Origin of the sequence: Deinococcus marmoris, assembly GCF_001949125.1 — a bacterium.
GTDB lineage: Bacteria > Deinococcota > Deinococci > Deinococcales > Deinococcaceae > Deinococcus > Deinococcus marmoris_A.
In genome coordinates this window covers 50256-67837 of the sequence record NZ_MSTI01000077.1, presented here as the reverse complement: position 1 = coordinate 67837, position 17582 = coordinate 50256, and the positions used below count along the sequence as shown (strand labels likewise).

The following is a 17582-nucleotide window of genomic DNA, read 5'->3' as shown; positions in this document are numbered from 1 at the left end:
AACCCTCTCCACCGGGAAGAGGGTGACATGGAAAACCAAGGCCACTCAGATAAACAGTGGCGCGTCCGGGTCATCTAGAAGAGGGCGGTCCTTGCGCGCCATCAGAGCGGCGGCAGTGCCGATGCCGATCACCGCGCCGATGCCGATCACGATCAGCGTCCAGGTGATCAGCACTTGCGAATGTTCGTGGGTGCGGTCTGAAACCATGTGTGAAGCATAACAGTCTGCGCGCGGGGCAGGATTTGAACCGGGTTGAGAGAGAGGGGGTGCAATGGTGGCCCGGTCAGTCGGCTGCCACTTTCGGCTCATCCAGCGTGCGCGGCAGCCTGCGCCACAGCGCCAGCAAGGAGATCAGTCCCAGCGCTGCCAGCACAATCAATCCCCAGCGCGAGCCGAGCGGGCCGTCTTTGTTGATCAATGCGCTGGACAGCAGCGCGCCGGGCGGTCCCATTCCCACCAGCACGAAGGAATACAGGCTCATCACCCGTCCGCGCAGGTGGTCCGGGATGGTCAGTTGCACGGTGCTGTTGGCGCTGACCAGCAGCGTGAGCATCCCGAAACCGCAGGCGGCCAGGACTGGCGCGGCCAGCGTGGAGCCAGGGGTCAGGGCCAGCGCAACGGTGCTGGCGATCAGAATCAGCGCGCCGTACCGCAGGTTCCGCACCGGATTGGGCTTGCTGGCCTGCCACAGCGCGCCGCCCATCGCGCCCACACCGAAAAACGCCGACAGCAGGCCGAAGGCCGCCTCCCGCTCGCCGTAAACCACACGGGCAAAGTAGGGAATGATCACGTTGAAGTTGATGACGGTCAGGCTCAGCAGGCCCACCAGCAGCATCACGTTGCGGACGCTGGGCGTGGCGCGCACGTAGCGCAGGCCCTCGCGGATGTCGTCGCCCACCTTGCCGCGCCGCACACCGGGACGCGCCGGGAAGGGCAGCGTGGACAGCACGTAGATCACGGCCCCGAACGACGCCACGTTCAGGTAGAAGGGAAAGGCCAGTCGGGCGATGTTCGTGGCGTCTCCGCCAGCCAGAAGCTGCACACCCAGCACCGCCACCACCCCGAACAGCGCCTGTCCCAACGTGCGGCTGACATTGAAGGACAGGCTGTTCAGGGCCACCGCGTTGGTCACGGCCTCACGCGGCACGAAGTCCACCACCATGCTCTGGCGGGCGGGCATATCGAAGGCGTTGGCGCAGCCCGACACGAAGGCCAGGATCATGACCAACGGAAGCGACACCACGCCCAGGTGGGTGGTGATCGCCAGCGTCAGGGCGGTGGTCAGCAGCACGAACTGGGTGGTCAGCAGCACCCGCCGCCGGGGCACGCGGTCCACGATGGCCCCGGCGAACAGCGACAGCAGCAGGCTGGGCATGAACTGCGCCACCGTCACGTAGCCCAGCGCCGCACTGCTGCCCCCGGACAGTTCCAGCACCAGATACTGCTGCGCCGTGGTCTGCATCCACGATCCCACCAGCGACAGCAACTGCGAGAGCCAGTAGCGGCGGTAATTGGGATGTCCCAGCGCCCTGAAAGTATTGATCCGCCACTCGCCGACACGCGCAAACACCCGCCCACCATACGCCCGCCGCCCAGGAGAATGTCAGGCGGCACAGCCGATGAAAGGGGCGATGAGGACTGCGGGATTCTTCATCTACCGCACAGCGGCCCACCTGTCAAACATCTTTTGGATGACGTTTCTCATCTCGCTCTCCTTTTTCAATCCTTCATGATGTGTTACGGTACGCACAATCTTTTTCCTCCCGTGTCCGAGTCAATTCACTTTTTCGCCCCCTGCGAGCCTATTCCTGATGCCCCAGCCCTCAGTTGTTCCATCCGTTCCGGCCCTGATCCTGAGCGCCCTGCTGTCCCTGGGCGGGCTGGCGGGCGCGCAGACTGGCGGCTTTCAGGGCATGACCGTCACGGTTCAGGCTAAAGACACTGCTTACGCTGTCGCAAAGCGCGCGGGCCTGAGCGTGGATGCATTGCTGGCGCTGAACGGCCTGCACAGCCCTGATCTGAAAGTCGGGCAGGTGCTGCGGGTGTCGAGTGCGGCGCGGCATGTCGTCGGGCCGAAGGAAACGCTGTACGCCATCTCCAAGCGCTACAGGGTCAGCGTGGACGCGCTGCTGGCAGAAAACACCCTGCCCGAAGGCGCGATTCTCAGCGTGGGCCAGGTGCTGCTGTTGCCCACGAACGCCACCTTGCCGTCCAGCACGCAAGCTGCACCCGTCGCCCTGGCCCCCACTCCGGGGCCACTTGCTGTGGTGCCGGTCCTCTCGCTGGCCTCCACCCTGACGCCCCCACCTGTTCTGAGCGTTCCCCAGCCGCCCGAGCCACTGCCTGTGCAGCCCGTGCCCAGTCAGCCCCTGCCCAGTCAGCCCTCGCCCAGCGAGCCGCTGCCCGTATCACCCGTATCAGAGGGGCCAGCTCTTCCCACACCCGGCCCGGCAGTACAGGAGGTGCCTTCCACGGCCACCACGCTGCCCGGCGACTGGCGCGGCATGGCGATGGCGCTGCTGGGCACGCCGTACCGCTACGGCGGCACCACCCGCAGCGGACTGGATTGCAGCGGTTTCGTGTTACAGGTCTTCGCGCCGCTGGGCGTGCGGCTGCCCCGCGTCAGTGCCGATCAGGCGCGGGTGGGCCAGCCGGTGGCGGCGGACCAACTGCAACCCGGCGATCTGGTGTTCTTCGACACGGCGGGCGGCGGGCGCATCTCGCATGTGGGGATCTATCTGGGCGGCGACACCTTCGTCAGCGCCAACAGCTACCAGGGCAAGGTCTCGCTGGACACCCTGATGGCGGACCGCTACTGGGCACCGCGCTACCGGGGAGCCAGACGCGTATTGAGCGGGCCATATGCGGGACAGGCCCCGTAATCAGCATTGAGGACAATCAGCGTTGAGGGCGTGGAGGCTGAAAACCGCCTCGCGCTGAACTTCTGGCTGGATCAAAGACAGAACGACTAAACCTCCTGCACCTTCGTTCAGGGGGGCCAGAAGCCCTGAGTCACCTCTTCCTCAGCCCCGGCGCGTCACGCCGTCCATCGTCAGCAGGGGGCCGTAAAGCTCCGGGCGGCGGTCCCGGAAAAAGCCCATGCCAGCGCGGAATTTGCGGGCCTCGGCCAGATTCAGGTCATGGGTCAGCGCGCCCTCGTCGCTGTCACCGAATTCGGCCACCAGTTCCCCCGTGTAGTCGCTGATGAAGGAGTGGCCGTAATACGTCTGACTCAGCCCTCCGACAATTTCGGTGCCGATGCGGTTGGCTGCGCCTACATAACTGGAATTGCTGACCGCGTGGCCCACCATCGCGCGCTGCCACATGTGGTGGGTGTTTGGAGTGTCCACCTCGGCAGGTTCGCTGCCGATGGCGGTGGGATACAGCAGAAAGTCCGCGCCCTGGAGCATCATCACGCGGGCGGATTCGGGATACCACTGGTCCCAGCAGATGCCCACGCCGACGCGCCCATAGCGGGTGGGCCAGACCTTGAAGCCGGTATCGCCGGGGTTGAAGTAATACTTTTCCTCGTAGCCGGGACCATCGGGGATGTGGGTCTTGCGGTAGTTGCCCAGCACGCTGCCGTCCGCGTCGATGCAGACCAGACTGTTGTAATGCGCCTGCCCGGCCCGCTCGAAGTAGCTCAGCGGCAGCACCACGCCCAATTCGCGCGCCAGATTCTGAAAGCGCCCGATGAAAGGGTGATCTTCCTGCGGGTGGGCCAGGGCGAAGTAGTCCTCGCGCTCCACCTGACAGAAATACAGGTTCTCGAACAGTTCGGGGAGCAGGATCATCTGCGCCCCCTGAGCGGCAGCGTCGCGCATATGCGCCTCGGCGCGGGCCACGTTGTCGTCCAGCAGGTCGGTCACATGCATCTGGATTACGGCCAGTTTCACGGTCTGGGCGGGAAGATGGGGAGTCCTGGTCATGCGCTGAGGCTACCCGATTTGCGGCACGACGAGCGGGACCCAGCTCACCCGGCCCAGCTTCATGCAGGACGCACCAGCACGCTGTCTCCGGCACGTAGACCGGTTCTCATCAGCAGTTCGGCAGGAATCAGCAGCGAGTTGGACAGATTCGGGCCGCCGCGCACCGGCAGGGTATGGACCTGCCCATCGTCCGTCTTGATGGCGATGTTCTGCGGTGGGCGCAGCATGTCCTCCTTCCAACGCTTGAGGATCAGCTCGTCGATAACAGCCACGCCCCAGACCTCGCGGGTCACGGCCACGCTCAGGCGGGCCACGCGGGACTTGCGCGGCGCGATCAGCTTGATCTGGTGCATCTTTTGCAGCAGCTTGCGGGCGTCGGGGTCCTGCGACAGCACCGAGACGGGCCGCTGGACCTCGATCTGCTTGAGAATCGCCTGCTCTTTCAGGCCCCAGCGGATGCGCGCCACCCGTTCCGGCGAGGTGATCTTGGCCGGGCCAGTGTACGGCAGCGGCTTTTCCGGCAGGCCGTCCAGCACCTCCAGCGCCACGTCGTCCAGATTGACGTTCAGCAGCGGATTGGGATGGACCACACCCTCGTCGAACTGAAACCGGCCCTGCGGATCGCGCAGCAGCCGCAGCAGGGCGGGAACCCCAGTCTGGGCCGCGAACTGAAAATGCCGGACCCGGTGGCCTTCCAGAAACGCCTGAAACGGCCCGTCGGCGCGGTGAACGGTCAGCACGCCCGTGCGGCCCTGCTCGCTCAGCAGGTACATCAATTGCAGGAAATCGAAGGTTTCGAGGCTGGTGGTGTTATTCATGGGGTGTTGGGGGCAGGTCGCGTTTGTACAGTGGGTCTATTTGCACAGTAAGTCTATTTGCACAGTGAGTGTACCGGCAAAGGCCAGAAGTCAACGCGCCCTCCGGGGGGGGACTCCACCCGGATACCCCCGACGGTTCAGGCGCGGTATGGCCCGCCCCGCTTTAGCCGCGCAACAGGTGTGAGAATCCACCGTCCTGCAACGCCGGAAGGTCTTCCAGGCCGCCCAGCCCGAAGTCCAGCAGGAAGCGCGCGGTGGTGCCGTACAGCAGCGGGCCGCCCACCGCGTCCGAGCGGCCCACCACCTTGACCAGTTCGCGCTCCTGCAAGGTGACCACCGTGCCCGCGCTGCCGCCGCGCATGGCCTCGATCTCGGCGCGGGTCACGGGCTGGCGGTAGGCGATCACCGCCAGCACCTCCAGCGCGGCGCTGCTCAGCGCGGGCAGCGGCGGCGGGGCCAGCAGCGGCGACAGGCGGGCAGCCAGAGCGGGCGGCACGATCAAGCGCCACCCTCCCGCCACCGCCTCGGTGACGAAACCCAGATTGGCTGCCGCGAGGGTGATTGCGAACGCCTCCAGTTCACGCTGGGCCGTACCCTCGGGAATATCCAGCGTGTCGGCCAGTTCACGCGCAGTCACGGGCCGTCCAGCCGCCAGCAGCGCCGCACCGATCAAGGCGGACAGGCGGGGCGGGGAAATGGATTCCGTCACTCTCGCAGCCCCGCCAGCAGCGCGGCCACTGCGCCGTCCAATAGGCCGGAGCGCAGCACCGTCCCTTCCGGCAACTGGACCACGGTGCTCGCCTGCCCGCCCATCGGCTCCCCCTCCGCAGCCTGAACGTCGGGCAACACGAAATCCGCCAGCGCCATGTCCCGCGCCTGGGCCGCCGTCAGGGCCGGGGGCAGACCGCTGGGGTTGCAACTGGTGGTCAGCAACCGTCCGCCACAGCGCCGCAGCAGCGCCAGCGCCAGCGGATGCGACGGCACGCGCAGACCCACCAGACCGCCGGGGGCCAGCGTGGGCGGGGTGCCGGACAGGGCCGGGGTCACCAGCGTCAGCGGGCCGGGCCACAGGACAGACAGCGCCGTGAGGGCCGCACTGGGCCGGGCCAATTCCAGCGCGGCGCGGGCATCCTGGCACGACACCTGCACCGGGCGGTGGGCGGCGCGGCCCTTGACCACGTACAGGCGCTCCACGGCCTCCGGGTGATCCGGCACAGCGGCCAGTCCCCAGACCGTCTCGCTGGGATAGGCCACCACGCCGCCGCGCCGGAGAACGGCCCAGGCCGTATCCACGGCGAGAGCAGCGTCGTTTTCAGTCAGGGGAGTCAGGGATTCAGGCATAAGAGGGGACGCTTGTAAGGCCAGCGCAAGACCACCCCAGATTATACTGGCCCCAATATGGCCGTCTTCGAATACCGCGCACGCGACCGCTCTGGCAAGATCCTCAAATCCCAGATGGAGGCCGAAACGGAGGCCCAGGTCCGCGACACCCTGCGGGCCAAGAACCTGATGATCGTCGAGATCAAGGCCCCCAAGTCCGGCCTGAACGCGGATCTCAAGATTCCCTTTCTGGATGACCGCCCGCCCAGCCTCAAGCAAGTGTCCATCTTCAGCAAACAGCTCGCCACGCTGATCAACGCCGGGGTGCCGCTGGTGCAGTCGCTGGCGGTGTTGCAGGGCCAGATCGAACACAAGGGCTTTCAGAAGACCGTCAAGACCATCCGCAGCGACGTGGAGGCGGGCACGCCGCTGAGTGAGGCCATCACAAAGTATCCCAAGGTCTTCAACCGCCTGTACGTCAACTTGGTGCGCGCCGGCGAGACCAGCGGCACCCTCGACTCGGTGCTGGAGCGCATCGCCGCCTTCCAGGAAAAGGAACTGATCCTGCGCGGCAAGATCAAGAGCGCGCTGACCTACCCGGTGGTGGTGCTGGTCTTCGCCATCCTGATCACCTATTTCCTGCTGACCACCATCGTGCCGCAGTTCGCGGGCATCCTGGCGCAGCTCAACGCGCCGCTGCCCTTCATTACCAAGATGCTGATGGCGGTCTCGGAATTCCTGCAACATTCGGCGTGGCTGCTCGTGGTCTTCGCGGTGATCATCACCTTCGCCTACCGCTGGGTGTACAAGATGCCCAAGGGCCGGATGGTCATCGACGACATCAAGCTCAAGCTGCCCGTGTTCGGCAACCTGACCCAGAAGAGCGCCATCGCGTCCTTTGCCCGCACCTTCGGCCTGCTGATCAGCAGCGGCGTGAACATCATCGAGGCGCTGGAAATCACCAAGGGCACGGCAGACAACGCCATCGTCGAGGAAACCATCGAGAACGCCAAGAACGTGGTGATGGTGGGCGAGCAGATGAGTTCCAGCCTGGCGACCAGCAAGGTCTTTCCGCCGATGGTGGTCAGCATGATCTCCATCGGCGAGGAAACCGGCGCGCTGGACTCGATGCTGAGCAAGGTGGGCGACTTCTATGACCGCGAAGTGGATGAGGCCGTCGAGAGCATGACCGCTGCTATTGAGCCGATCATGATCGTCTTCCTGGGCGGCATTGTGGGGACCATCGTGGCAGGCATGTTCCTGCCGATGTTCAGCATTATCGGTCAGCTCAGCCAGTGATTTTGTTGAACTAAACCGAGAATGTCATTACCCATTCGCAGGCCCGCCGCAAAGGCGGGTTTTCTATGTGCAGATCGACACTCTCTCAGCGGATGATGCGTGCCGGTTCGATGCTGGCGGCGCGGCGGGCAGGAATCAGCGCGGCCAGCATCGTGGTGATCAGACCCACGGCGTTCACTCCCAGCAGATCGGTCCAGCGCACCTCCACCGGCAGCGAGGTGATGAAGTACAGATCGCCGGGAATCTGGAAGGGCCTGACGGTGAAATACGCGCTGATGCCCAGGCCCAGCAGGTTGCCCACCAGCAGACCGCCCAGCCCCAGCACCAGCCCCTCTAGCAAAAAGATGCGCGTGATCAGCCCGCGCGTGGCCCCGATAGCGCGCAGGATGGCGATTTCCTGCGTTTTCTCGAACACCGCCAGGGTCAGCACGTTGGCAATCCCGAAGGCCGCGACGATCACGATCAGAAAGACCACGAAGCCGATCACCTTTTTCTGCAACGCCAGTTGATCCAGCAGCGTGCCGTAGATGCTCTGCCACGGCAGCGGGCTATAGGCGCGGCTGCGGGTCAGGTCCGTGCCGACAACAGGGGCCAGATTGGGATCGGTCAGGCGCACCTGATAGCCGGTGATGTTGCCAGTGCCCTGCAATTTCTGCAAGGTTCCCAGACTGGTAAAGGCGTAGGCGCTGTCGATCAGGTAATTGCCGGTGGTGAAAATCCCCTTGACCTTGAAACTGCCCCGACGGTAACTGCTGTTCAGCAGCCGCACCTCGTCACCGGTAAAGCCGCCGATGCTGCGGGCCAGCGCCGAGCCGAGCAGGATCTCGCCCGGCCCCAGCGTTTCCAGCAACTCGCTCTGTCCTGGCGGCAGTTGCAGCACCTTCGCGGCCTGCGGTGTCACACCGAACAGGGTGGCAAAGTCCACGCCCGCGCGGTTGCCCAGGCCCGCCGGACGGGTGATCAGCCCCTTGTCGGCCAGGAAGGGGGTAAACGCCGCCACGCGCGGGTCCGCCTTCAGCGCCCGTTCCATCTCGGGGTCACGGCCTTCAGGGCTGAACGAGGACAGGCTCAGGTGAGGGCTGGCGCGCAGCGTGGCGTCCACCAGCGCGCGGGTAAAGCCGTTGGTCAGGCTCAGGGCGGCGATCAGGGCCATCACGCCCACGGCGATGCCGCCGATGGTCAGGATGTTCTGGGTGCGCCGCCGCGACAGGTGCGCCCGCGCGATGGACCACGCCAGACCCGAGGGGCGCGGTGCGGAGGTCTGCGGCAGTGTGGGGCGGACGGAAGCCATGCGAAGCGGAGGATAGCAGACGGGACGCTGAACGCCGGGGACGGCTGGCTCTGTCGATCCCCTCACTGGCCAGAACAGGACAGGCTTGGTCTGGCCTGCGGGAATGGCAAAAATGAGTCCCCCTCCAGCTTCACACGGTCCCCGACTCCACCTGAGCAGAGGAGCCACCGGGCTGAGCAGACCAGAAAAAGAGCCGCCCATCTGGACGGCCCTCAATGGCGAAGAAACGGTTTAACGAAGGGCAGTAATCCGCACCTGACGCGCGCCGAAGTTGAGGGCGTCGCGGCGGCTGCCCATCCAGATGTCCAGGCTGCCGGTCTTGCGGGCGGCCATCGTGTCCTCGACGATAAAGGTCCGGCCCCGCAGCAGGTTGTTGTAACGCCCGCTCAGGTCTTCGATGGTGATCCGGGTGCCGTAGGGAAAGGAGCGCAGCATGTCGCGGCTCAGGGCCACCACGCCGGGGCGGGTGCGGGTGCCGGTGGCCGTAATGAACGGCGTGCTGTCGGTCTGCCCCGCAAGGCTGTTATAGGCAGTGGCGCGCACGATGGCCGTTCTGCCCCGCGCGGTGATGGCGGCCACGGGCGCGGCGGCCTGCTGGGCCTGTTGCCGCTGCGTCTGGACGATGGCGGCGGCGCGGGCCTGCGCAGCGGCATTTGCGGCCACGGTACTCCGTGCATTCTGTGCGGAAGTCTGCGCGGGCTGCGGACGGGCCACCTGAACTGGGGCACGGACCACCACGGGTGCGGGGGGCGGGATGACCACCATCGCCTGACGAACGGCGTCGCTGGCGACAGAGCTGGCGGGCAGGGCAGGGGTGGCGCAGGCAAGACCCGCGAAGCCGAACAGAGCTGCAAAGGTCCAGCGATTGAGTTTTGAAACCATGTGTTCTCCTTGGGGCGTGGGCGGTGGGGCAGCCCGCCTACGATGCGCCGTCAAAAGACAGGCCGCACAGTACGAATTGGGTCGTCATCAAGTCTGAGGGCAGCAGTCAAGACACCCCCGACCTCAGAAGTGAGCCTAGAGGGACAACATCATTAGCTTATGAGCCTGACCTGTCTTCAGTCTCACAAATCACCGCGCAAATATTTTCTCAAGTCCAAAAAGAATAAAAAATAACGGCTGAGATAGAAGTCTGAAAATGAGACGAGGGTCAACAGGACTGCCTTCCTCTCATTTTCAAACGAGCCAATACATAAATTTTTAATCAGATTCGCAATGGATTTCTATTTTTTCAGTCCCTTTAGTGTGGAAGATCACACTTCAAGACCACATCGAGACCTGGGACATCCCTCCAACCTCGCCTGTTCTATCAGGACACCAGACCCTCGACGAAAGCTCATCACAAAGCAGGGGGGTGGATGCCCGAACTCGCATCCACCCCCCGCTGGTCAACGGCACTCTTTCTGTCTATTTCTCAGTGGTCTTGGGTGTCTCCATTTTCGGTGCGGCCCCCCAGCTCGACAGCACTTCCGTCGAGATTTCCTTGAAGATCGGGGCGGCCAGCATGGAGCCGTGGTAGTTGATCTTCGCGCCGTGGACCATCACCACCACCGTCATCTTGGGGGCGTCGACCGGGAAAAAGCCTGTGAAGACGCTGTTGTAGACGGTGGAGGAATAACGCCCGTCCACCACGACCTGGGCCGTGCCGGTCTTGCCGCCCAGCGCGTAGCCCTTGACCCCAGCCGCGTGCGGAATGCCTTCCTCGATCACGGCCTGCAACATGTCGCGGGTGGTGCGGGCCACCTCCGGGCGCAGGATCTCGCGCCGCTCGCCGCTGGCGGCCACACCCTCGATGAGCTGGGGCGGCAGGTACAGGCCGTCGTTGGCCAGGGCGTTGTAGGCGGAGGCCAGTTGCAGCGTGGTCGTACTCATCCCCTGCCCGAAAGCGTTGGTCACGCGCACCAGATCGTCCCACTTGCGCAGCGGCTGAAGCTGACCGGTGGCGGCGGGAACCACGGGCATGTCCGGGTAGCTGCCGAAGCCGTACTCCGTGTAGTAATTGCGCAGTTTGTCGGACCCGAAGTTCTCGACGATGTGGCTCATGCCCACGTTGCTGCTGTAGCGCAGCACCTGCTTGGTGGTCAGGGTGGCGGGATGGTCCACCGCGTCGTGGATGACGCTGCCCCAGCGACCGCCGACATGCCGTTGCATGGGCGTGTCGTAGGTGGTCTTCGGGGTGGTCAGGCCCTCGTTGATCGCGGCGGCCACCACCAGCCCCTTGATCACCGAACCCGGCTCGTAAACGTCCAGAAAGGGGCGGTTGCGCCGGGCTTCCAGGGGAAAGTCGCGCCAGTGGTTGGGATCGAACTGCGGGTAACTGGCGGCGGCCAGCACGCGCCCGGTGCGGGTTTCCATGACCACCACCGAGCCGTAGTCGGCCTGATGTTCGGGAATGGCCTTGCTCAGCGCGGACTCGGCGGCGGCCTGCACCCCGGTGTTGATGGTCAGTTTCAGGTTCTGCCCGGCTTCCAGCGGGCGGTCATAGGCGTACTCCAGCCCTTCGAGGCCGTTGGTGGTGCCCATCATGCCCAGCACCTGCCCGGCCAGATGGCCCTGCGGGTAGACGCGTTTGCCATCTATGCTCTGCGCCAGCACCTTGCCGTCACTGGAGGTGATGGTGCCGCGCGCCTGCACCAGCGTGCGCCTGACGCTCTGCGGCGCGTTCCACTCCAGTTGCGCATAGGCCCACACCAGGCTCAGGAACATCAGCGTCGCCAGAAACTGCATCAATCGGGACCGGTTGCGAATCTTTACCTCCACTGCGTTCTCACCTCCACGGTGTTGTCGGGCACGTCGTTTCTGGGCTGGGCTGGGCTGATCTGGGCTGGGCTGGCGGACGGGGCTGGGCTGCTTGATGTCTCTGGACTGGCGGGCTGGGCTGATATGGAGGGTGAAGTTGGGCTGTCAGGCGAAGTGGGAGGGGCAATCTCCGGGCTGGCTGGAAGAGCTTCCTGACCCGGAGGCGGCAGCGGCAGGATCGCCTGCGATTCCTTGGGAGCCTCTGCGAAGCGGATCATGCCGTTGGCGAAGGCCCAGTCGCGGATGCGTTGCGGGTTTTCCAGCGTCTGCACCCCCACCGCCAGATCGTTGCGCTGGGTCAGCAACTTCGCCTCCTGATCCTGAACGACGCGCAATGCCGGGCGGATGTCCTGGGTCAGATACCGCGCGCCCACCAGCAGCAGCGCCAGCGCCAGATAGATCGCCACGTAACGGATGGCCCGGCCCCGCCAGGTGGCTTCCGTGAGGTCCAGCCGGTCCAGGCGCGGGCGCAGCGGGGGCAATGAGGTCACGCTGCCGCCTCCGGGTCCGCTTCTGCTGGCTCAAGTTCTTCTGGCTCAAGCTTCTCGGCGCTGCGGAGCTTGGCGCTGCGGGCGCGCGGATTGGTGGCCTGCTCGGTCTCGGAGGCGATTTCCGGGCGCTTGGTCAGCGGGCGCAAAGTCGCGCTGCCCAGCAGAAAGCGCTTGACGATGCGGTCTTCCAGCGAGTGGAAGCTGATCACGGCCAGCCGTCCGCCGGGTTTGAGCAGGGCCTCGGCGGCTTCCAGACCGTCGCGCAAAGCCCCCAGCTCGTCGTTGACGTGAATCCGCAGCGCCTGAAAGGTGCGCCGCGCCGGGTGGATGCCCTTGCTGAAGCCGGGGTAGGCCCGCTTGACGATCTCGGCCAGTTGCACGGTGGTCTCGATGGGGGCTTTCTCGCGGGCATACACGATGCCGCGCGCGATCCGGCGCGACAGGCGGTCCTCGCCGAACTCGTAGATGATCGAGGCAATTTCCTCTTCGGGATAGGTGTTGACCACCTCGGCAGCGCTCTCGCCGGACTGGCTCATCCGCATGTCCAGCGGGGCCTCGGAGTGATACGAGAAGCCCCGGTCCGTATCGTCTAGTTGAAACGAGCTGACGCCGATGTCGAGCAGCACGCCGTCGATCTGGGTCACGCCGACATCTGCAAGGAGCTTTTGCATATCGCGGTAATTGCCTTCCAGCACATTCAGGCCGTCCAGACCGGCCTCGCGGGCGCGGGCCAGGGCGAAGGGGTCCTGATCGATGCCGTAGACGGTTGCGCCCGCCGAGAGCAGCAGGCGGGTGTGGCCTGCGCCGCCCAGCGTGCCGTCCACGATGATCTTGCCGGGGGCGGGATTCAGCGCCGCCAGCACTTCGGCAGCCAGAACAGGGGTATGGGTCAGGGTTGGAGAGAGGGTGGCAGAGGCAGTTTCGTCAAGAGGGTCGCGGGAAGGGTCGGAAACATTGTTGTTCATGGGTCACGCCACGAAGTTGATGAGCAGATCGGGTTTGGGGGGGTTGTCCTGAACGGCGCTGATGGCGGCGTCCCAGCGGGCCGGGGTCCACAGTTCCAGACGGCCCGGTGCGCCCGCCACGACGACGTCGCCGTCGAGGGCCGCGAAGGTGCGGAGGGGCTGGGGAACGGACACGCGGCTCTGGTTGTCCAGCCGCGCCTTGCTGGCCCCGGAGTAAAAGAAACGAACAAAAGAGCGGGATTCGGCGTCGGTCAGGGGCAAACCCTCAAGCTGTTCCTCGACCCGCCGCCAACTAGCCAGCGGAAAGACGTACAGGCAGCCTTCCATCCCGCGCGTCAGGATCATGCCGTCCTCGACGAATTCCCGAAAGGCCGGTGGCATGACCACGCGCCCCTTGTCGTCGATGGTGTAGGGATATTCTCCGAACGGCAAATCCTTCTCCTCTCCTTTTTCCTCTTATCAAGCGCTGTTCTCTGAAGCGCAATTCTCTGAAACACAGTTTTTGTGAAGCACACTCTTTTTGAAGCGCCGTTCGACTTTTCCCACCCGCTCCCACATGGCAGACGCAGGGGCGAGGCCAGCCTCTCAACCTGAAAGGCGCAATGTGAAGGACTTCAGGTTGTCTTAAGGAGTGTAACAAGCCCACCCAAGAATTACCACCTGCTCCCACAATTTCCCCTGGATTCCCCCTGGTTCTCTATTTTTTCCCACCTGTCTTCCCAGACATTGGAGCCGAGAGCGGGATTTCGGGTGCTGCGCGGGCCAGGGAAAGCCGCTGTTGACGGCAAATTAGCACTTCTGCAAACACCTGTGGGGGCATCGCGCCTTTCCCACCTCTCCCCCACCCGTCAGGACAAATCCCCACCGCCACCCGCCTAAGCTGAAGACATGCGAATGACCCGTTCCGCAAGCCCCGCCGCCTCGCTGCCCGCGTTTCAGACCGGGGCCATTCTGGCTGCGCTGGGCGTGGCCCTGGGGGCTTTTGCCACGCACGGGCTGAAGGGCACGCTGGAACCGGGACTGCTGGCCGATTTCGAGACTGGCGTGCGCTATCAGATGTACGCCGCGCTGGCCCTGCTGGCGCTGGGCACGCAGCCGGAGCAGCGGCGCGCGCCCATGCTGCTGCTGGGCGGGGCCGTGATCTTCAGCGGCACGCTGTACATCCTGGCGCTGACGGGCGTGAAGTGGCTGGGCGCGATTACCCCGATTGGCGGCGTGCTGCTGATCGCCGGATTCGTGCTGGCGGCAGTGGATTTCCGGCGCTCAGGCTGAGCCAGGATCGATCAGCATCCGCGACAGCGCGACTTGCAGCGTCGTGCGGGCCTGCTGCGGCGTGATCTGGTGCAGAAGCAGATGCACACTCAGGCCGTCCAGCAGGGCGTGAATCTCGGTGGCCGCCGCCTGGGGATCAGACGCGGGCAACCAGCCGCGCTGTGCAAACCCGCTGAACGCTTCCACGAAAACGGCGTTCAGATCGCGGTACAGCACGCCCTGGGCATCCGCGAAGTCCTGATCGCTGACTGCCGCGCCCACAAAGGCCAGCCAGACCTCCAGCCACACGCGGCCTTCCTCGTCCAGCGGCAGGGTGACCTCCAGGCGGTTCAGAAAATCCTGGAAAAGATCGTCACTGGTGGGGATGGCCTGAAGCCTCTGCCAGGCCCGCTCGCCGATCTGCTGCGCCGCAAAATTGAGGATGGCCTCGCGGTTGGGGAGGTAATGGCGAATGGCCCCGCTGGACCACCCGCTACGTTCCGAGAGGTTGCGGATGGTCACCCCGGCCAGCCCCTGCTCGCGGATCAGACTCCAGACCGCCTCTGTCAGTTCGGCGCGGCGCTGATCGTGGTCGACGATGCGGGGCATATGCACATGTTTTAGCACACCCTTGCGATAACCAAGAAACTGTGGTATTTCTATCCCATGCATTTAGCACGCTCTTGCTAAATCAAGGAGACCCCCCGTGGGATGGATCGCCCTGCTGCTGGCCGGACTGTTTGAAGTCGGCTTTACCACCGCCCTGAAGATGGAACAGAAGAATAAGAACTATGTCTGGCTGTTCCTGCTATGCGCTGTCGTCAGCTTCAGCTTCCTGGCCGAGGCGATCAAGACTATTCCGCTGGGCACCGCCTACGCGGTCTGGACCGGAATCGGCGCGGTGGGGACCACCCTGGTCGGCACGCTGATCTTCAAGGACCGCACCAACGCACTGAGCCTGGGCCTGCTGGGCGTCGCCGTGCTGCTGATCATCGGCCTCAAGGTGACCTCGTGAACGGCTGGCTATGGCTGGCGCTGGCGGGCGTGTTCGAGGTGGGTTTCACCACGGCGCTGAAGCTGGAGCAGCAGGATTCCAGATACATCGTCGCTTTCCTGATCTGCGCCGTCTTCAGCTTCGAGGCGCTGTCGCGGGCCATCAAGACCATTCCGCTGAGCGTCGCCTACGCCGTGTGGACGGGCATCGGCGCGGTGGGCACAGTGATCGTCGGGGCCAGCATGTTCGGGGAAAGCCTCTCCCCCATCCGTATGGTGCTGCTGACGCTGCTGATCGCCGTGCTGATCGGCCTGAAGCTGGCCCAGCCCGGACAGAAACCAGCAAAAGAAGCCGCCCCTCCCGGAAAGGAAGAGGCGGCGGGTGGTGCGGGGGAACTGTAAGCCGGGTTCTGTCCATCACTTTCGTGACTGTTCGGCCATCTCTCTGGGGCGGGCGTCGCCGCCACGCCTCGTTGCGACCATCCTGGCGGTCAATGGAACGGGCCGTTCCTCGCGCACTATCGGGTCTTGCACCGGATGGGGTTTACCAGACGCCGCGAGGTTTCCCTGCGGCCTGGTGCGCTCTTACCGCACCGTTTCACCCTGACCAGCCCCGGCCCACGCCCGGCTTATATGGAACTGGCGGTCTAAGTTTCTGTGGCACTGTCCTTCGGCTTCGCCGCCACCCACTCGCAGGCGCGCGTGTGGGCACTTGACTCGCCGACCAGCCGTTAACTGGCATCCTGCCCTGCGGTGCCCGGACTTTCCTCACCCCCCCAGCCCACAAGTGAACTGAAGGAAGCGCGACCGAACATTCCCCCGCGCGGGGAAGGATAGCAGATGGGGCGTTGATGGTTGAAAGTTGATGGGTGATGGAGAGGGGCCAGGGTGACTTGTTTGAGGTCGCGGCCCGCTGAGTGGCCCCCTCTTCCTGCCGCAGTTGCGACTCCATCTCCCGCAGAGGGCGAGGGATGAAGGCACTTGTCCCCATTCCTTTTCCATCAACCCTCAACCTTCCACCATCAACCCCCCTATCCCCAGCGGCGTCCCATCAATTCCCAGTTGCCGTCCCAGATGACCGCCGGGATGGTCTGCGGGTCCAGCAGCCCCTGCAAATCGCGCTCGCTGAGTTCGCCGTATTCGCCCACGTCCATGTCGCCCAGCCAGTAGCCGCCCACGCGGTAGCGCATCAGGCGGCCCACCGGGTGGCCGATGGCTTCCAGCATCCGGCGCACCTGACGTTTGCGGCCCTCGCCCAGGGTGATAAACGCGCCGTCGCTGGCGGGGGTGGCGGTGATGGCGGTGGCCAGACCGTCTTCCAGCATCACGCCCTCCACCAGTTGGTCCAGCTCGTCCTGCGTGGGCGGCTCCTCGCCGTGCGTCCAGGCGCGGTACGCCTTCTCGTGGCCGTAGCGCGGGTGGGTCAGGTTCAGGGTCAGATCGCCGTCGGTGGTCAGGAGCAGCAACCCCTCTGAGTCGCGGTCCAGCCGTCCGATGGGGTGCAGGCCGGGAATATTCGGCATGGCGTCCAGCACGTTCTTGCGCCCGTACTCGTCGCTGGCGGTGGTCACATAACCGCGCGGTTTGTACAGCGCGTAGGTCACCTTCTGCACCGCCCCGGTGTCCAGCAACTGCCCGTCCAGACGAATGTCGTCGGCCTCGGTGACCGTCTGGCCCAGCGTGGCCACCACGCCATTGATCTGCACGCGCCCAGCCCTGATCAGTTCCTCGGCGGCGCGGCGGGAAGCCACCCCGGCACGGGCCAGCCGCTTCTGTAATCTCTCACCGCTCATTGCTCCACCTTAGCGGACGGTCTGCGGCGGGACGGCACGGCCAGCAGGGCCACCACCGCCAGCAACAGCAACGCCCCCGACAGCGCCAGCATCAGCGTCCGCACAGCGGGCGGCAAGGCGTCGCCGCGCAGGGCAGCAGGCAGCAGGGCGGCCACCGTCAGCAGATTGCCCCCGGCCAGCCCACCCACCCGGACCGCGTCCGGCTCAAATCCCGCCGCCACCTGAAAGGCTCCCCAGGCCAGCAGCAGCCCACCCGCAAAACGCGGCAGCCACAGCGGTGAAACCCCCAGCGTGGCCGCCAGCGCAGGCGGCAGAAAATACAACAGCAGCCCCAGCGGAATGAACAACAGGGCAGTCAACCAGAACGAGGCACGCAGCACGCCCGGTAGTTTAGGGGGTTGAGGGGTGTGGGATGTGGGCTATGGAAAAAAGGGCGGCGGGGCTACCGCAAAGTCACGGAATCTGGACAAAACATGGACTGAAAGGCAAAGAGATAACCCCTCAGTCAGCCTCACTGCCAGCTCCCCTCAAGGGGGGCCAAGAATGACAATTCACTGTGCCACACGCTATCTCCTTGCCTCTCCTCAAGGGGAGGTGCCCTGGAGGGGCGGACTTGCAAAGCTGCGGAGCAGA

The 17582-nt window shown here is 64.9% G+C and carries 19 protein-coding genes, 1 other RNA gene and 1 pseudogene; 5 read left to right on the top strand and 16 right to left on the bottom strand.

From position 1 onward, the window contains the following. Positions 1-45: 45 nt before the first annotated feature. Positions 46-207 carry a hypothetical protein gene (locus BOO71_RS27820; protein WP_169739084.1) on the bottom strand — a complete coding sequence of 54 codons (162 nt, stop codon included), beginning with the start codon at positions 205-207 and terminating at the stop codon, positions 46-48. Positions 208-283: 76 nt separating this feature from the next. Then, positions 284-1570 (bottom strand): MFS transporter, encoded by a 1287-nt coding sequence (locus BOO71_RS11910; RefSeq protein WP_075832573.1) that lies wholly within the window; start codon positions 1568-1570, stop codon positions 284-286. A gap of 241 nt (positions 1571-1811) precedes the next feature. Between BOO71_RS11910 and BOO71_RS11905 the strand changes: the two genes are divergently transcribed. Next, positions 1812-2882 (top strand): peptidoglycan endopeptidase, encoded by a 1071-nt coding sequence (locus BOO71_RS11905; protein WP_083653372.1) that lies wholly within the window; start codon positions 1812-1814, stop codon positions 2880-2882. 141 nt (positions 2883-3023) lie between these two features. On the opposite strand, the gene aguB is transcribed toward BOO71_RS11905, so the two are convergent. The 4 genes from aguB to BOO71_RS11885 all read right to left on the bottom strand — a co-directional run bounded on the left by aguB (position 3024) and on the right by BOO71_RS11885 (position 6088). Then, complete coding sequence (aguB, locus tag BOO71_RS11900) at positions 3024-3929, bottom strand: N-carbamoylputrescine amidase (RefSeq protein ID WP_075832571.1); 906 nt, start codon at positions 3927-3929, stop codon at positions 3024-3026. Positions 3930-3988: 59 nt separating this feature from the next. Further along, a complete protein-coding gene (locus tag BOO71_RS11895) occupies positions 3989-4747 on the bottom strand; it encodes a DUF4388 domain-containing protein (protein ID WP_075832569.1) in 759 nt (252 codons plus the stop codon). Positions 4748-4910: 163 nt separating this feature from the next. Then, positions 4911-5456, bottom strand: coding sequence for an SMC-Scp complex subunit ScpB (gene scpB / locus BOO71_RS11890; protein WP_139322913.1), 546 nt, complete (start codon positions 5454-5456; stop codon positions 4911-4913). Continuing rightward, entirely contained in the window at positions 5453-6088 is a 636-nt protein-coding gene (locus BOO71_RS11885; protein ID WP_083653371.1) for an L-threonylcarbamoyladenylate synthase, read from the bottom strand. Before BOO71_RS11885 ends, scpB begins: the two co-directional genes overlap by 4 nt. Before the next feature lie 57 nt (positions 6089-6145). On the opposite strand from BOO71_RS11885, the gene BOO71_RS11880 reads away from it, so the two are divergent. Then, positions 6146-7366, top strand: coding sequence for a type II secretion system F family protein (locus tag BOO71_RS11880; protein WP_075832567.1), 1221 nt, complete (start codon positions 6146-6148; stop codon positions 7364-7366). Between the two features lie 85 nt (positions 7367-7451). On the opposite strand, the gene BOO71_RS11875 is transcribed toward BOO71_RS11880, so the two are convergent. From BOO71_RS11875 to mraZ, 6 genes are all read right to left on the bottom strand, one after another. Continuing rightward, on the bottom strand, positions 7452-8657 hold the full coding sequence (locus BOO71_RS11875; RefSeq protein ID WP_075832565.1) for an ABC transporter permease: 1206 nt from the start codon (positions 8655-8657) through the stop codon (positions 7452-7454). Between the two features lie 231 nt (positions 8658-8888). Next, positions 8889-9539, bottom strand: coding sequence for a 3D domain-containing protein (locus tag BOO71_RS27815; protein ID WP_075832563.1), 651 nt, complete (start codon positions 9537-9539; stop codon positions 8889-8891). 525 nt (positions 9540-10064) lie between these two features. After that, a complete protein-coding gene (locus BOO71_RS11865; protein ID WP_075832561.1) occupies positions 10065-11417 on the bottom strand; it encodes a peptidoglycan D,D-transpeptidase FtsI family protein in 1353 nt (450 codons plus the stop codon). Further along, on the bottom strand, positions 11408-11947 hold the full coding sequence (locus BOO71_RS27810; protein ID WP_075832559.1) for a hypothetical protein: 540 nt from the start codon (positions 11945-11947) through the stop codon (positions 11408-11410). Before BOO71_RS27810 ends, BOO71_RS11865 begins: the two co-directional genes overlap by 10 nt. Next, on the bottom strand, positions 11944-12912 hold the full coding sequence (rsmH, locus tag BOO71_RS11855; protein ID WP_075832557.1) for a 16S rRNA (cytosine(1402)-N(4))-methyltransferase RsmH: 969 nt from the start codon (positions 12910-12912) through the stop codon (positions 11944-11946). The genes BOO71_RS27810 and rsmH overlap by 4 nt, the downstream gene beginning before the upstream one ends. A 3-nt stretch (positions 12913-12915) precedes the next feature. Next, positions 12916-13344 carry a division/cell wall cluster transcriptional repressor MraZ gene (gene mraZ / locus BOO71_RS11850; protein WP_075832555.1) on the bottom strand — a complete coding sequence of 143 codons (429 nt, stop codon included), beginning with the start codon at positions 13342-13344 and terminating at the stop codon, positions 12916-12918. A 462-nt stretch (positions 13345-13806) separates the two neighbouring features. Here mraZ and BOO71_RS11845 point away from each other — a divergent pair, with 462 nt between their 5' ends. Further along, on the top strand, positions 13807-14184 hold the full coding sequence (locus BOO71_RS11845) for a DUF423 domain-containing protein (protein ID WP_075832553.1): 378 nt from the start codon (positions 13807-13809) through the stop codon (positions 14182-14184). Here the strand turns inward: BOO71_RS11845 and BOO71_RS11840 are convergent. After that, positions 14176-14772, bottom strand: coding sequence for a TetR/AcrR family transcriptional regulator (locus tag BOO71_RS11840; RefSeq protein ID WP_075832551.1), 597 nt, complete (start codon positions 14770-14772; stop codon positions 14176-14178). The two genes, BOO71_RS11845 and BOO71_RS11840, sit on opposite strands and share 9 nt — an antisense overlap. 97 nt (positions 14773-14869) lie before the next feature. Between BOO71_RS11840 and BOO71_RS11835 the strand changes: the two genes are divergently transcribed. After that, complete coding sequence (locus tag BOO71_RS11835; RefSeq protein ID WP_075832549.1) at positions 14870-15178, top strand: DMT family transporter; 309 nt, start codon at positions 14870-14872, stop codon at positions 15176-15178. Then, positions 15175-15438, top strand: a pseudogene (locus BOO71_RS27805) (DMT family transporter); the annotation flags it as partial. The gene BOO71_RS11835 and the pseudogene BOO71_RS27805, both read left to right, overlap by 4 nt. Before the next feature lie 101 nt (positions 15439-15539). Here the strand turns inward: BOO71_RS27805 and rnpB are convergent. The 3 genes from rnpB to BOO71_RS11815 all read right to left on the bottom strand — a co-directional run bounded on the left by rnpB (position 15540) and on the right by BOO71_RS11815 (position 17329). Next, an RNA gene (gene rnpB, locus BOO71_RS11825) (RNase P RNA component class A) lies at positions 15540-15979 on the bottom strand. A gap of 208 nt (positions 15980-16187) precedes the next feature. Beyond that, positions 16188-16949, bottom strand: coding sequence for a pseudouridine synthase (locus BOO71_RS11820; RefSeq protein ID WP_075832547.1), 762 nt, complete (start codon positions 16947-16949; stop codon positions 16188-16190). Beyond that, on the bottom strand, positions 16946-17329 hold the full coding sequence (locus BOO71_RS11815; protein WP_075832545.1) for a hypothetical protein: 384 nt from the start codon (positions 17327-17329) through the stop codon (positions 16946-16948). Before BOO71_RS11815 ends, BOO71_RS11820 begins: the two co-directional genes overlap by 4 nt. Between the last annotated feature and the right edge of the window lie 253 nt (positions 17330-17582).